The organism is Burkholderia sp. BCC0398 (genome assembly GCF_902833245.1).
Taxonomy (GTDB): domain Bacteria; phylum Pseudomonadota; class Gammaproteobacteria; order Burkholderiales; family Burkholderiaceae; genus Burkholderia; species Burkholderia sola.
On record NZ_CADFEM010000008.1, the window covers coordinates 53603 to 66726 of the forward strand.

The 13124-nt window shown below is 64.5% G+C and carries 11 protein-coding genes and 1 pseudogene; 8 read left to right on the forward strand and 4 right to left on the reverse strand.

The features are described 5' to 3' along the window. Positions 1-2: 2 nt before the first annotated feature. On the reverse strand, positions 3-1376 hold the full coding sequence (gene fucP / locus HWX76_RS18555) for an L-fucose:H+ symporter permease (protein WP_176016151.1): 1374 nt from the start codon (positions 1374-1376) through the stop codon (positions 3-5). Between the two features lie 40 nt (positions 1377-1416). After that, entirely contained in the window at positions 1417-2343 is a 927-nt protein-coding gene (rbsK, locus tag HWX76_RS18560) for a ribokinase (protein ID WP_124631904.1), read from the reverse strand. 459 nt (positions 2344-2802) lie between these two features. On the opposite strand from rbsK, the gene HWX76_RS18565 reads away from it, so the two are divergent. Continuing rightward, a complete protein-coding gene (locus HWX76_RS18565; protein WP_124557408.1) occupies positions 2803-3057 on the forward strand; it encodes a type II toxin-antitoxin system Phd/YefM family antitoxin in 255 nt (84 codons plus the stop codon). Continuing rightward, positions 3048-3470, forward strand: a complete 423-nt coding sequence (locus HWX76_RS18570; RefSeq protein ID WP_124557409.1) for a type II toxin-antitoxin system VapC family toxin — start codon at positions 3048-3050, stop codon at positions 3468-3470. Before HWX76_RS18565 ends, HWX76_RS18570 begins: the two co-directional genes overlap by 10 nt. A gap of 175 nt (positions 3471-3645) precedes the next feature. Here HWX76_RS18570 and HWX76_RS18575 read toward each other — a convergent pair whose 3' ends face one another. After that, positions 3646-4248, reverse strand: coding sequence for a LysE family transporter (locus HWX76_RS18575; RefSeq protein WP_050014206.1), 603 nt, complete (start codon positions 4246-4248; stop codon positions 3646-3648). Positions 4249-5042: 794 nt separating this feature from the next. Between HWX76_RS18575 and HWX76_RS18580 the strand changes: the two genes are divergently transcribed. Genes HWX76_RS18580 through HWX76_RS18595 form a run of 4 tightly spaced genes read left to right on the forward strand, consistent with a single transcriptional unit; the run spans position 5043 to position 10618 of the window. Next, positions 5043-6659, forward strand: coding sequence for a tryptophan halogenase family protein (locus HWX76_RS18580; RefSeq protein WP_176016152.1), 1617 nt, complete (start codon positions 5043-5045; stop codon positions 6657-6659). Beyond that, entirely contained in the window at positions 6659-7744 is a 1086-nt protein-coding gene (locus HWX76_RS18585; protein WP_176016153.1) for a monodechloroaminopyrrolnitrin synthase PrnB family protein, read from the forward strand. The genes HWX76_RS18580 and HWX76_RS18585 overlap by 1 nt, the downstream gene beginning before the upstream one ends. Positions 7745-7798: 54 nt before the next feature. Beyond that, on the forward strand, positions 7799-9499 hold the full coding sequence (locus HWX76_RS18590) for a tryptophan 7-halogenase (RefSeq protein WP_050014209.1): 1701 nt from the start codon (positions 7799-7801) through the stop codon (positions 9497-9499). A 24-nt stretch (positions 9500-9523) separates the two neighbouring features. Continuing rightward, entirely contained in the window at positions 9524-10618 is a 1095-nt protein-coding gene (locus tag HWX76_RS18595) for a Rieske 2Fe-2S domain-containing protein (RefSeq protein WP_050014228.1), read from the forward strand. A 186-nt stretch (positions 10619-10804) separates the two neighbouring features. On the opposite strand, the gene HWX76_RS18600 is transcribed toward HWX76_RS18595, so the two are convergent. Beyond that, a complete protein-coding gene (locus HWX76_RS18600; RefSeq protein ID WP_050014210.1) occupies positions 10805-11317 on the reverse strand; it encodes an Lrp/AsnC ligand binding domain-containing protein in 513 nt (170 codons plus the stop codon). 170 nt (positions 11318-11487) lie between these two features. Between HWX76_RS18600 and HWX76_RS18605 the strand changes: the two genes are divergently transcribed. Together HWX76_RS18605 and HWX76_RS36535 are read left to right on the forward strand one after the other, a co-directional pair. Beyond that, positions 11488-12504: a 1-aminocyclopropane-1-carboxylate deaminase gene (locus tag HWX76_RS18605; RefSeq protein WP_050014211.1), complete on the forward strand. Its 1017-nt coding sequence runs from the start codon at positions 11488-11490 to the stop codon at positions 12502-12504. Between the two features lie 72 nt (positions 12505-12576). Next, positions 12577-12966 (forward strand): annotated as a pseudogene (locus tag HWX76_RS36535) (pyruvate dehydrogenase (acetyl-transferring), homodimeric type); the annotation flags it as partial. Positions 12967-13124 lie beyond the last annotated feature (158 nt).

The window sequence follows — 13124 nt, forward strand, 5'->3', positions numbered from 1 at the left end:
GGTCAGGCTCCCGACGTGTTGCGCGTCGCGGCGTAGCGCGCGGACGCATGACCGTCGGTCGCAGCGTCGGGCGTCGCTGCCGGCAGGTGACGCAGGCAGTAGAAGCCGTAGTACACGATCACGACGAAGCACAGCAGCGGCACGACGAACGCGAGCTGCATGTTGCCGCCGGTGTGATCGGAGATCAGCCCCTGGATCAGCGGCACGACCGCGCCGCCGACGATGCTCATCACGAGGATCGAGCCGCCGTATTCGGTGTCCTTGCCGAGGCCGTCGATCGTCAGCCCGTAGATCGTCGGCCAGCACGGGCCGAGGAAGATGCTCACGCACACGGCCGCATACACGGCGGTGATGTTGTGCACGCTGATCGTGTACGCGAGCAGCGCGATGCACAGGATGCCGTACACGATCAGCACCTTGGCCGGACCGACGCGTTTCATCACGAGCGTCGCGACCAGCTTGCCGACGAAGAACGCGAAGAACGTCGCGAGCAGGTAGCGCGATGCGCCGCGCTCGGTGAGGCCGCCGATCTGCATCGCGAGCCGGATCGTGAAGCTCCACACGCCGACTTGCGCGCCCACATACAGAAATTGCGCGACGACGCCCGCGACGAAGCGCCGGTTGCCGAACAGCCGCGCGAGCGTGCCGCGCGCGTCGATCCGGTGCGTGACTGTACTCGCGCCGTTGCCCTTGCAGGCCGGATACGGCGTGAGCGCGAACACGATGAACACGGCGACGAGCACGACGATCAGCCATTTGTACGGCTCGAGCGTGGCCTGGATCATCGCGAGCTGGTGCGTATGCGCGTCGGCGGCCGACATCGCCGCGAGTTGCGCATGCGACGCATCGCCTTCCTTGAAGATCAGGAAGCTGCCCATGTAGACGCCGGCCATCGCGCCGAACGGGTAGAACGTCTGCGAGATGTTCAGCCGCCGCGTGCTGGTGTCGCGCGGGCCCATCAGCGTCGAATACGAGTTCGACGCCGTTTCGAGAAACGACAGGCCGGCGGCGATCACGAACAGCGCGACGAGGAACATCCCGTACTTCGCCATCGACGCGGCCGGGAAGAACAGCAGGCAGCCGGTCGTGTAGAGCAGCAGGCCGACGAGGATCGTCGTCTTGTAGCTGAACTTCTTCACGACGGTCGCGGCCGGAATCGCGAGGAAGAAGTAGCCGAGATAGAACGCGGACTGCACGAACGCCGATTCGAAATCGGACAGGAAGAACGATTTCTTGAACTGCGCGATCAGCACGTCGTTCAGGTTCGCGGCGGTGCCCCACAGCGCGAACAGGCAGCACAGCAGCGTGAACGCGAAAAGCGGCGTGCGATTCAGGTAATAGCCGTCGGGTGTGTGTTCGATCCGGGTTCGGCTCATGGGTGTCTCCTTCCCAATGTCTCGTCGATGAAGGCGCCGGTCAGATGCCGGCGTCGCGGAGGAAGCGTTCGAACGTCGCGGCGTCGGCGTACGACTTCTGCGTGCCGCGGCCCGTGACCGAATGCGCGGCGTACGCGGACGCGTAGCGCATCGCGTCGACCGCGTCGTGCGCCGCCGCGTAGCAGCGTGCGAAGCAGCCGATATAGGCGTCGCCGGCGCCCGTCGTGTCGCGTGGGTCGACGGGGACGCCCGGCACGTGGTGCACGCCGTCGCGCGACACCAGCAGCGAACCGTTGCTGCCGAGCGTGACGAGCACGTGCTGGAGCCCGCGTGCGACCAGCGCTTGGGCGGCGCGCGTAGCGCTCTCGCGCGAATCGACCGGCATGCCCGACACGATCGCGAGCTCGGTTTCGTTCGGCACGAAGAATTCGACGGAACGGATGCGTTCGAAATCGAGATCGGCGACGGCAGGCGCGGGGTTCAGCAACACGGGAATGCCGTGCCGCGCGCCGAATTCGATCGCGTGATAGACGGTGTCGAGTTCGATCTCGAGCTGCAGCACGATCAGCGCGCATTCGGCGAGCATCGGCGCGGCCGCGTCGACGTCGGCCGGCCGCAGGTGGCGGTTCGCGCCCTTGACGATCAGGATGCTGTTGCTCGAATCGGGCTCGACGAAGATCGGCGCGACGCCGCTCGGCACGCCGGCGACCTTGCGCACGTGCGTGGTGTCGATCCCTTCGCGCTCGAAGTTGCGAATCGTGTTGTCGGCGAACACGTCGTCGCCGACCTTGGTGACCATCACGACGCGCGCGCCGAGGCGTGCGGCCGCGACGGCCTGGTTCGCGCCCTTGCCGCCGCAGCCGAGCTCGAAGTTCGGCGCCTCGAGCGTTTCGCCCCGGGCGGGCATGCGCGCGACGTAGGTCACGAGGTCGACCATGTTGCTGCCGATGACGGCGATTGTCTCCATCTGGGTCTCTTCCTTGGTATGGGGTGCGACCGCGCGCGTGGGCGGCGGCGGGTCGCGATAGGTGATAATAAAATAACATAGATTGTGAAAATGCAATCCTATGATGTTGGGATGGTCACTTTAGGGCTGGCGGGAGAGTGGGAATTCCCCCATGCGTGCCGGAGAGACGGCTTCACGTCAGGCGGTGCTGATGCACAATTGCGAGCGCTCAGATCGAGCGCGGGGAGAGGCGAGAGCCTCGCCGGGAAGGTGGCTGAATTCTCTCCGCGGTGCGGAGAGGATTAGGGGGCGGCAGGATTCCGCGGTTACCGAGATTCCCACTGCTACCGCGTGGTGCCGCGCCCGGGCGAGCGTAACGCGCGGCGCGTCACCGACTTCATCGTCAGGGGCGAAGCCCCGATCTGTGTTCGAATGCGTAAAATACGTATAATACGTATTCGTTGCTCCGAGGAGGCCACCATGCCCACCATTACCGCCACCGAGCTGGCGCGTCACACCCGCCAGATCCTCGATCAAGTCGCCCAGCGCCGCGAGACCGTCGTGGTCGAGCGCAATCAGACCGTGATCGCGCGCCTGGTGCCCGCCGACCCCGTCATGAACGCCGTGCAGGCGCTCGAGGGCCTGCAGCAGAGCCTCGGCGCCGACGATGCGGCCCGCTGGTTGCGCGACAGCCGCGCCGGCTTCGACGACGGAGTGCGTGACCCGTGGGCGTGATCATCGACAGCTGCGTCTGGGTCGGTCTCGCCGGCGGCACCGTCGACGCGCGCGCCGTGATCGATACCGCCGGCGACGCGCCCGTGTTCATCTCGACGATCTCGCTGGGCGAACTGGCGTTCGGCGTGCAGTCCTGTGCCGATGCCGCCGAGCGGGCGCGGCGGGGAGCCCATCTGCGTCAGCTCGAGCTGCGCCCCGTGCTCGAGGTCACGCGCCACACCGCGGCCGCGTTCGGCGTGCTGGCCGCCGCGGTCAAGCAGGCCGGCCGCTCGCCGCGCCCGCGCTACAACGATCTATGGATCGCGGCGCAGGCGATCGAGCACGGCTACGCACTGATGACGCTGAACGTGGCGGATTTCGCGGACCTGCCGGGACTGAACGTGCGAGTGCCGACCACCGCCGGGGGGAATTGAACGGCTCTCGAACAACGCACGGCCGCGACGGCCAGCGCTACAACGGTATCGCGAAAGAGTCGACGCCGGTCTTCGCAACGCGGTGGATAGTGACAACCTAAATACGCGGCAAGCAAGCGCTTGAATAACTCGCTTGCGGAGCGAAATGCGTTTTCGCCGCGAAGCGCCGCGTCGATCAGCGGTTCACGACCGAGTACACGAGCGTGCCGGAGAACATCAACAGCACGAGCGACGCGCCGCGCAGCAGCGTCGACGTACGGGCGGCCCACGCGCGTTGCGACGTGAGCAGCCCGCCGAGCGACGACCAGCCCACCCCGATCGGCGCGAGCACGACCAGAAATACGACGAGCGCCCACGCGAAATAGTGTGCGGACCTGAACGCCTCCAGCGGAAACAGCGTGCTCGAGAACAGCAGCGCCTTCGGGTTCATCATCGTCGCGACGAACACGTCGCGAAAGCGCACCGGCGCGACCGATACGTCCTGCAGCACGCGGCTATGCGTCCACATCCTGAGCGCGAGGAAAAAGATGTAGACGGAACTCGCGAGCTTGACCACGTCATACAGCCAGGGCCGGCCGGCAGCGAACGTGGACAGAAAGAATCCCCATACGGCAATCGCGATCGCATAGCCGAGCGCCTCCGCGACGACCAGCGGCCACGTGCCGCGCAGGCCGACCTTCAACCCGGACGACAGCAGCAGCGTATTGGTCGGCCCCGGCACGATCAGCACCAGCGAGACGTACATCGACATTTTCAGCAACGCTTCCTGGATGGGCACGCGGCCTCCTCGATTCGTCAGTGTCGCGGTTCGCGTCCGGCCGAAGCGGCGCGCCGCTGAAATAGCGGTTGACCTTCATGCACAGACCGTTCGATCTGCGCTTCCGTGAACTTGCCCGTTTTCATCGCATGGCCTTCGTGTCCGCCCGGGCACATGATGACGAATTTCTCTGCCGACGAGTCGGATTATTTTTGGGTCGAGATCACGATCGTCGAAATGCGAAAAGGTCGGAAGCTTTATATTTGAAGTGGTGAATTATTTGTTTCTTTCATGTGAATTACGTCTTTCATTTCGCATATTTTTTGAAGAAATGATTCTCGAGTCATGCGCGCAAAATGAAAAAATTAATTTTGTTGTTTCGAAAAAATTGAATCGGTCGTTGTGAGGTATTTGGTCGATATTTTCAGGTATTTAGAATTTCTCTGAAAAGCCGGGGATTGATATGAAATTTTTCGAGATGTGCCATCATGAACGCTGCTATTGTGTGTCGGACAGTCAAGCGCGCGGTACGACGATCCCGGAAACAATTAGGTAAACTTAATTTGTAAATGCACTAATGGCAATCACCGTATCGTAAATTCAATTTGTCGAAGCAGAATCCATTACGCGGTGCGCCTCCGCGTGCGATGGAGGCTTCGCGTTGTCGCCTGACTTCGCTGCGATTCACTACGCCTTTTCGGTGTCATTTGTCGTGATGGACCGGGCGCGTCATTACGCGTTACCGGACGAGTGGCTGGTTCAATTCGACAAGGCGGCACTATCCATTCAGGTTTCAAATCCCATGGGAAGCGTTCATGAGTAATCCGATCAAGAATATCGTCATCGTGGGCGGCGGCACGGCGGGCTGGATGTCCGCGTCGTACCTCGTCCGGGCGCTCCAGCACCACGCGAACATCACGCTCGTCGAATCCGCGGCGATCCCCCGGATCGGCGTGGGCGAGGCGACCATCCCGAGTTTGCAGAAGGTGTTCTTCGACTTCCTCGGGATACCGGAGCGGGAGTGGATGCCCCAGGTGAACGGCGCGTTCAAATCCGCGATCAGGTTCGTGAACTGGCGGAAGTCGCCCGATGGTTCGCGCGGCGATCACTTCTACCATTTGTTCGGCAACGTGCCGAACTGCGACGGCGTGCCGCTGACCCACTACTGGCTGCGCAAGCGCGAACACGGCTTCCAGCAGCCGATGGAATACGCGTGCTATCCGCAGACCGACGCGCTCGACGCGAAGCTGGCGCCGTGCCTGGCCGACGGCACCCGCCAGATGTCCCACGCGTGGCACTTCGATGCGCACCTGGTGGCCGACTTCCTGAAGCGCTGGGCCACCGAACGCGGGGTGAAGCGCGTGGTCGACGAGGTCGAGCAGGTTCACCTGAACGATCGCGGCTACATCGCCAGCCTGTCCACCAAGGAAGGGCGCACGCTGGAAGCGGACCTGTTCATCGACTGCTCCGGCATGCGCGGGCTCCTGATCAACCAGGCGCTGAAGGAGCCCTTCATCGACATGTCAGACCACCTGCTGTGCGACAGCGCGGTCGCCAGCGCCGTGCCCGCCGACGACGCGCGCGACGGGATCGAGCCGTACACGTCGGCGATCGCGATGAACTCGGGGTGGACCTGGAAGATCCCGATGCTCGGCCGGTTCGGCAGCGGCTATGTGTTCTCGAGCAAGTTCACGTCGCGCGATCAGGCCACCGCCGACTTCCTCGACCTTTGGGGGCTCTCGGACAAGCAGCCGCTCAACCAGATCAAGTTCCGGGTCGGGCGCAACCGGCGCGCGTGGGTCAACAACTGCGTCGCGATCGGGCTGTCGTCGTGCTTTCTGGAGCCGCTGGAATCGACGGGCATCTACTTCATCTACGCGGCGCTTTACCAGCTCGTGAAGCACTTCCCCGATACGTCGTTCGACCCGCGGTTGGCCGACGCATTCAACGCCGAAATCGTCTACATGTTCGATGACTGCCGGGATTTCGTGCAGGCGCACTATTTCACCACGTCGCGCGACGACACCGCGTTCTGGCGCGCGAACCGGCACGACCTGCGGCTGTCGGACGCGATCAAGGAGAAGGTCGAACGCTACAAGGCGGGGCTGCCGCTGACCACCACGTCGTTCGACGATTCCACGTACTACGACACCTTCGATTACGAATTCAAGAACTTCTGGTTGAACGGAAACTACTACTGCATTTTTGCCGGCCTGGGACTGCTGCCCGACCAGTCGCTGCCGCTCTTGCGGCACCGGCCGGAGTCGATCGACAAGGCCGACGCGATGTTCGCGCGGATCCGGCGCGAGGCGGAGCGTCTGCGAGCGACCCTGCCGACGAACTACGATTACCTGCGCTCGCTGCGCGCGGGCGATGCGGGACTGTCCCGCAGCCAGCCCGGGCCGACGCTCGCGACGCCGGAGATCCTGTAGTGGACCGCGCCCCGGACCGGGTACGCGCGATCGCGGCCACGCACGCTGCCGTGGCGGCCTGCGACCCGCTGCAGGCGCGCGCGCTCGTCCTGCGGCTGCCGGGCCTGAACCGTCGACAGGATGTGCCGGGCATCGTCGGGCTGTTGCGCGAGTTCCTCCCGGCGCGCGGCATGCCCTCGGGCTGGGGCTTCGTCGAAGCCGCCGCCGCGATGCGGGACATCGGGTTCTTTCTGGGATCGCTCAAGCGGCACGGACACGAGCCCGTGGATGCGGTGCCCGGGCTCGAGCCGGTGTTGCTCGACCTGGCGCGCGCGACCGGCCTGCCGCCGCGCGAGACGCTGTTGCACGTGACGGTCTGGAACCCCGCGGCGGCCGACGCGCAGCGCAGCTACACGGGGCTGCGCGACGAAGCGCACCTGCTCGAGAGCGTGCGCATCTCGATGGCCGCGCTCGAGGCGGCCATCGCGTTGACCGTCGAGCTGACCGACGTGCCGCTGCGTTCGCCCGCGTTCGCGCAAGGGTGCGACGCGCTGGCGGACTATCTGCAGAAAATGGTCGACTCGATCGTCTATGCGTATCGCTTCATCTCGGTGCAGGTGTTCTACGACGAGCTTCGTCCGTACTACGAACCGATTCGAGTCGACGGCCAAAGCTACCTCGGCCCCGGTGCCGTGGAAATGCCCCTCTTCGTGTTGGAGCACGTGCTGTGGGGCGCGCAATCGGACCACCAGGGTTATCGGGAATTCAAGGAGACGTACCTGCCCTACGTGCTTCCCGCGTTCAGGGCGGTCTACGCGCGGTTCGCCGGGCGGCCGGCGCTCGTCGACCGCGTGCTCGGCGAAGCGCAAGCGGCCCGTGCGCGCGGCGAGCCGGTCGAGGCCGGGTTGGCGGCCCTCGACCGCGTATTCGAGGTCCTGCTGCGTTTTCGCGCGCCGCACGGCAAATTGGCCGAGCGTGCGTACGAAGTCGGGCGAAGCGGCCCCACGATCGGCAGCGGCGGGTACGCACCGAGCATGCTCGGCGATCTGCTCACGCTCACGCGCGCGGCACGGTCACGCGTTCGCGCCGCGCTCGACGCGCGCTGACGGCGCGACGCGGGCGGCGGCCATGTGTTCCATCTCACCAGGAGAGTTTGCCCCATGACTCAGCAGAGCCCCGCGAACGGGCGCGACAGCAACCACTACGACGTGATCATTCTCGGCTCGGGCATGTCGGGCACCCAGATGGGGGCCATCTTGGCCAAGCAACGGTTTCGCGTGTTGATCATCGAGGAATCGTCGCATCCGCGCTTCACGATCGGCGAATCGTCGATCCCCGAGACGTCGCTGATGAACCGCATCATCGCCGATCGCTACGGCATTCCGGAGCTCGACCACATCACGTCGTTCTATGCGACGCAGCGTTACGTCGCGTCGAGCACGGGCATCAAGCGCAACTTCGGCTTCGTGTTCCACAAGCCCGGCGAGGAGCACGACCCGAAGGAGTTCACGCAGTGCGTGATTCCCGAGCTGCCATGGGGGCCGGAGAGCCACTATTACCGGCAGGACGTCGACGCGTACCTGTTGCAAGCCGCCATCAAGTACGGCTGCACGGTTCGCCAGAAGACGAGCGTGACCGAATACCACGCCGACCAGGACGGCGTCGCGGTGGCCACCGCCCAGGGCGAACGCTTCACCGGCCGCTACATGATCGACTGCGGCGGGCCGCGCGCGCCGCTCGCGACCAAGTTCGGGCTGCGCGAAGAGCCGTGCCGTTTCAAGACACACTCGCGCAGCCTCTACACGCACATGCTCGGGGTCAAGCCGTTCGATGACATCTTCAAGGTCAAGGGGCAGCGCTGGCGTTGGCACGAGGGGACCCTGCACCACATGTTCGAGGGCGGCTGGCTCTGGGTGATCCCGTTCAACAACCACCCGCGATCGACCAACAACCTGGTGAGCGTCGGCCTGCAGCTCGATCCGCGTGTCTACCCGAAAACGGACATCTCCGCGCAGCAGGAATTCGACGAATTCCTCGCGCGGTTCCCGAGCATCGCGGCGCAGTTCCGGGATGCCGTGCCGGTGCGCGACTGGGTCAAGACCGACCGCCTGCAGTTCTCGTCGCGCGCGTGCGTCGGCGACCGCTACTGCCTGATGCTGCACGCGAACGGGTTCATCGATCCGCTGTTCTCCCGCGGGCTCGAGAACACCGCGGTGACTATCCACGCGCTCGCGGCACGCCTGATCAAGGCGCTGCGCGACGACGACTTCTCCCCCGAACGCTTCGAGTACATCGAGCGCCTGCAGCAGAAGCTGCTGGACCACAACGACGACTTCGTCAGCTGCTGCTACACGGCGTTCTCGGACTTCCGCCTGTGGGACGCGTTCCACCGGCTGTGGGCGGTCGGCACGATCCTCGGGCAGTTCCGGCTCGTGCAGGCGCACGCGAGGTTCCGCGCGTCGCGCGACGAGCGCGCCCTCGATCATCTCGACGACGATCCCCCGTACCTCGGGTACCTGTGCGCGGACATGGAGGGGTACTACCAGTTGTTCAACGACGCCAAAGCCGAGGTCGAGGCCGTGAGCGCGGGGCTGAAGCCGGCCGGGGAGGCCGCGGCGCGGATTCACGCCCTCATCGACGAACGCGAATTCGCGAAGCCGATGTTCGGCTTCGGATACTGCATCACCGGCGCCAAACCGCAGCTCAACAACTCGAAGTACAGCCTGCTGCCGGCGATGAAGCTGCTGCACTGGACGCAGACCAGCGCGCCGGCGGAGGTGAAGCGGTACTTCGACTACAACCCGATGTTCGCGCTGCTCAGGGCGTACGTCACGACCCGCATCGGCCTGGCGCTGAAGTAGTCGACCGACCCCGGAATGAAAATGATAGACGACGTTCAATTGAATCAAGTGCGCGCCAGCGAGCATCCGTCGGCGGCGTATGACGCGACCACGCGCGTGGCCGCGAGCTGGTACGTCGCGATGCGCTCGGACGACCTCAAGGACAAGCCGACCGCGTTGACGCTGTTCGGCCGCCCGTGCGTCGCGTGGCGCGGCACGACGGGCCGGGCCGTGGTGATGGACCGCCACTGCGCGCATCTTGGCGCGAACCTGGCCGACGGGCAGATCAAGGATGGGTGCATCCAGTGCCCGTTTCACCACTGGCGGTACGACGAGCACGGCCAGTGCGTGCATATTCCCGGCCACAGCGCGGCGGTGCACCGGCTGGAGCCGGTGCCGCGCGGGGCGCGCCAGCCGACGTGGGTCACCGTGGAACGGTACGGTTACGTGTGGATCTGGTACGGCTCCCCGCAGCCGCTGCACCCGCTGCCCGAGATCGCCGCGGCCGACGTCGACAACGGCGACTTCATGCACCTGCACTTCGCGTTCGAGACGACGACGGCGGTCTTGCGGATCGTCGAGAACTTCTACGACGCGCAGCACGCGACGCCCGTCCACGCGCTCCCGGTCTCGGCCTTCGAGCTCAAGCTCTTCGACGATTGGCGCGCGTGGCCGGAGGTCGAGTCGCTGGCGCGGGCGGGCGCGTGGTTCGGCGCCGGGATCGACTTCACCGTAAACCGGTACTTCGGGCCCCTCGGCATGCTGTCGCGCGCGCTGGGCCTGAACATGTCGCAGATGAACCTGCACTTCGACGGCTACCCCGGCGGGTGCGTGATGACCGTCGCGCTGGACGGAGACGTCAAGTACAAGCTGCTCCAGTGCGTGACGCCGGTGAGCGACGGCAAGAACGTCATGCACATGCTGATCTCGATCAGGAAGGTGGGCGGCGTCCTGCGCCGCGCGACCGACTACGTGCTGTTCGGGCTCCAGACCCGGCAGGCCGCGGGGTACGACGTCAAGATCTGGAACGGGATGAAGCCGGACGGCGGCGGCGCTTACAGCAAGTACGACAAGCTCGTGCTCAAGTACCGCGCGTTCTACCGCGGGTGGGTCGACCGCGTCGGCTCGAGCGAGCGGTAACGCATGAGTCGGCGGCGCTGGCCGGCCCGGTGTCGGTCGCGCCGCTTCGTCCGGCGCTCGCGAACCGCGGCGCACTGAGCGACCGCGTGTCGCCTTCGCGTGCCGCGAGTCGGCCGGATCCGCTTCCGCGCGATTGTCGCCGGTGCGTTCCAGCGTGCACAGGAAAGGGCCCGCCTGTCTCAGCCGCTATATGGCGATCTGCGTCGAAGAAAAAACCTGCTTGAGCACCATGAAAGTCCGAATCTGACGCACGCCGGGCAGATAAAGCAGTTGCTCGGCATGGAGCCGGTTGAAGCTTTCGCTGTCGCGGGTGCGCAGCATCATGAAGTAGTCGAACTCGCCGGTCACCACATGGCATTCCATGCAGCCGGATACGTTCTGTGCCGCTTTTTCAAACGCGGCAAAGGATTCGGGCGTCGATCGATCCAGCACGACCCCGATGATGACGACCATGCCCGCGTCGAGGGCAGGCGCGTTGAGCAACGCGACGATTCCTCGGATCAAACCGAGGCTCTTGAGCCGTTCGACGCGGCGCAAACAGGCCGGCGCACTCAAATTCACCTTCGCCGCCAGCGCGACGTTCGAGATCGATGCGTCCTTCTGAAGGGCGCGCAGGATCGCTTTGTCCGTACGGTCAAGTTCGACGTGGCTCGCGTCCGCCGGGTGCGATTTGTCGAGAAATTTTGTTGTCGATTTCATCGATTCGAAAAAATTTGCGTTCGTCGGGATGGGGAAAATTGTATTTCAAAGCACGGAGGAGGAAATATGTTTGCAACCACGTTTCGAGGGTATTTCACTAGAATTTCTTCATGCCCGGTCGCCCTGACGACAGGCGTCCGAACCCACCGCCCATCTTTCGGAGAACCTCCGTGAACCTCGATCGCTTTCCCCGCCACAAGCTGACCTTCGGACCCACCCCCATTCATGAGTTGCCGCGCCTCGGCAAGGCGCTGGGCGGCAAAGTGCAGCTCTATGCAAAACGCGAAGACTGCAACAGCGGCCTGGCGTTCGGCGGCAACAAGACCCGCAAGCTCGAGTACATCGTGCCGGACGTGCTGGCGAGCGGCGCCGACACGCTGGTATCGATTGGCGGCATCCAGTCGAACCAGACGCGTCAGGTCGCGGCAGTCGCGGCTCATCTTGGCCTGAAATGCGTGCTGGTTCAAGAAAACTGGGTCAACTACTCGGATGCTGTGTATGACCGCGTCGGCAACATTCAGATGTCCCGCATGATGGGCGCCGACGTTCGGCTGGTCAGCGACGGCTTCGACATCGGCATTCGCCCGAGTTGGGAAGAGGCGCTGGAGAGTGTCCGCAACGCGGGCGGGAAGCCGTATCCGATCCCCGCCGGTTGTTCCGAGCATCGGCTTGGCGGCCTCGGGTTCGTCGGTTTCGCGGAGGAAGTGCGCGCCCAGGAAGCTGAACTCGGATTCAAGTTCGACTACATCGTCGTGTGTTCGGTGACCGGAAGCACGCAGGCCGGCATGGTCGTCGGGTTCGCGGCGGATGGACGCGCGGATCGCGTGATCGGTATCGATGCGTCGGCCAAACCCGAGCAGACGCGCGAGCAGATTCTTCGCATCGCACGCCAGACCGCCGATCTCGTGGAACTCGAGCGGCCGATCGAGGACGCGGACGTGGTGCTCGATACGCGCTACGGCGGCCCTGAATACGGCCTGCCGTCGGAAGGGACGCTCGAAGCGATTCGACTGTGCGCGAAGACCGAGGGAATGCTGACCGACCCGGTTTATGAAGGCAAGTCGATGCACGGAATGATCGATAGGGTGCGCCGCGGCGAGTTTCCGGAAGGGTCCCGGGTCTTGTATGCGCACCTCGGCGGTGTCCCCGCATTGAACGCATACAGCTTCCTGTTCAAGAACGGTTGAGGCTTTGGCCGCGTTCCGACTGCAAGTGAAGTCGGAACGCGGCGTGCATATCGCCAATTCGGGGCGCCAAGTATGGACATGCAGAATCGACTTCCGACCAGCACGATGACGGATCCCGACCCGGAGGAACTCAGGGAATGGTGCGACGCGCTCGATGGCGTGTTGCATGCGTGGGGCGGCGATCAAGGCAACGCACGTGCACGCCATCTTCTCGACTCGTTGTTGGCGCATGCACACACCCGTCGCGTCGCGTGGCGGCCGCCGCTGGTCACGCCGTACGTCAATACCGTGGCGCCCGACGAGCAGCCGGCCTATCCGGGCGATCTGCACCTCGAGCGGCGGATCGCGGCGTTGATACGGTGGAACGCGCTCGCGATGGTGGTTCGCGCCAACCGTGCGCTGGGTGAACTGGGCGGGCACATTGCAAGCTATGCTTCCGCCGCGGATTTGTTTGCTATCGGTCTGCTAGCGTCGCCCCTGCGCGGGGCGGCGGTCACTTTTCTTTGTCTTCCAAAGAAAAGTAACCAAAAGAAAGGCGCGTCCTTGGGCGGACGGCAAAGGAGGTCCTGCTCAGGGTCGTGGTTTCTTTGTTGTCCCAGTTCGTGGGATTCGGACTGGGC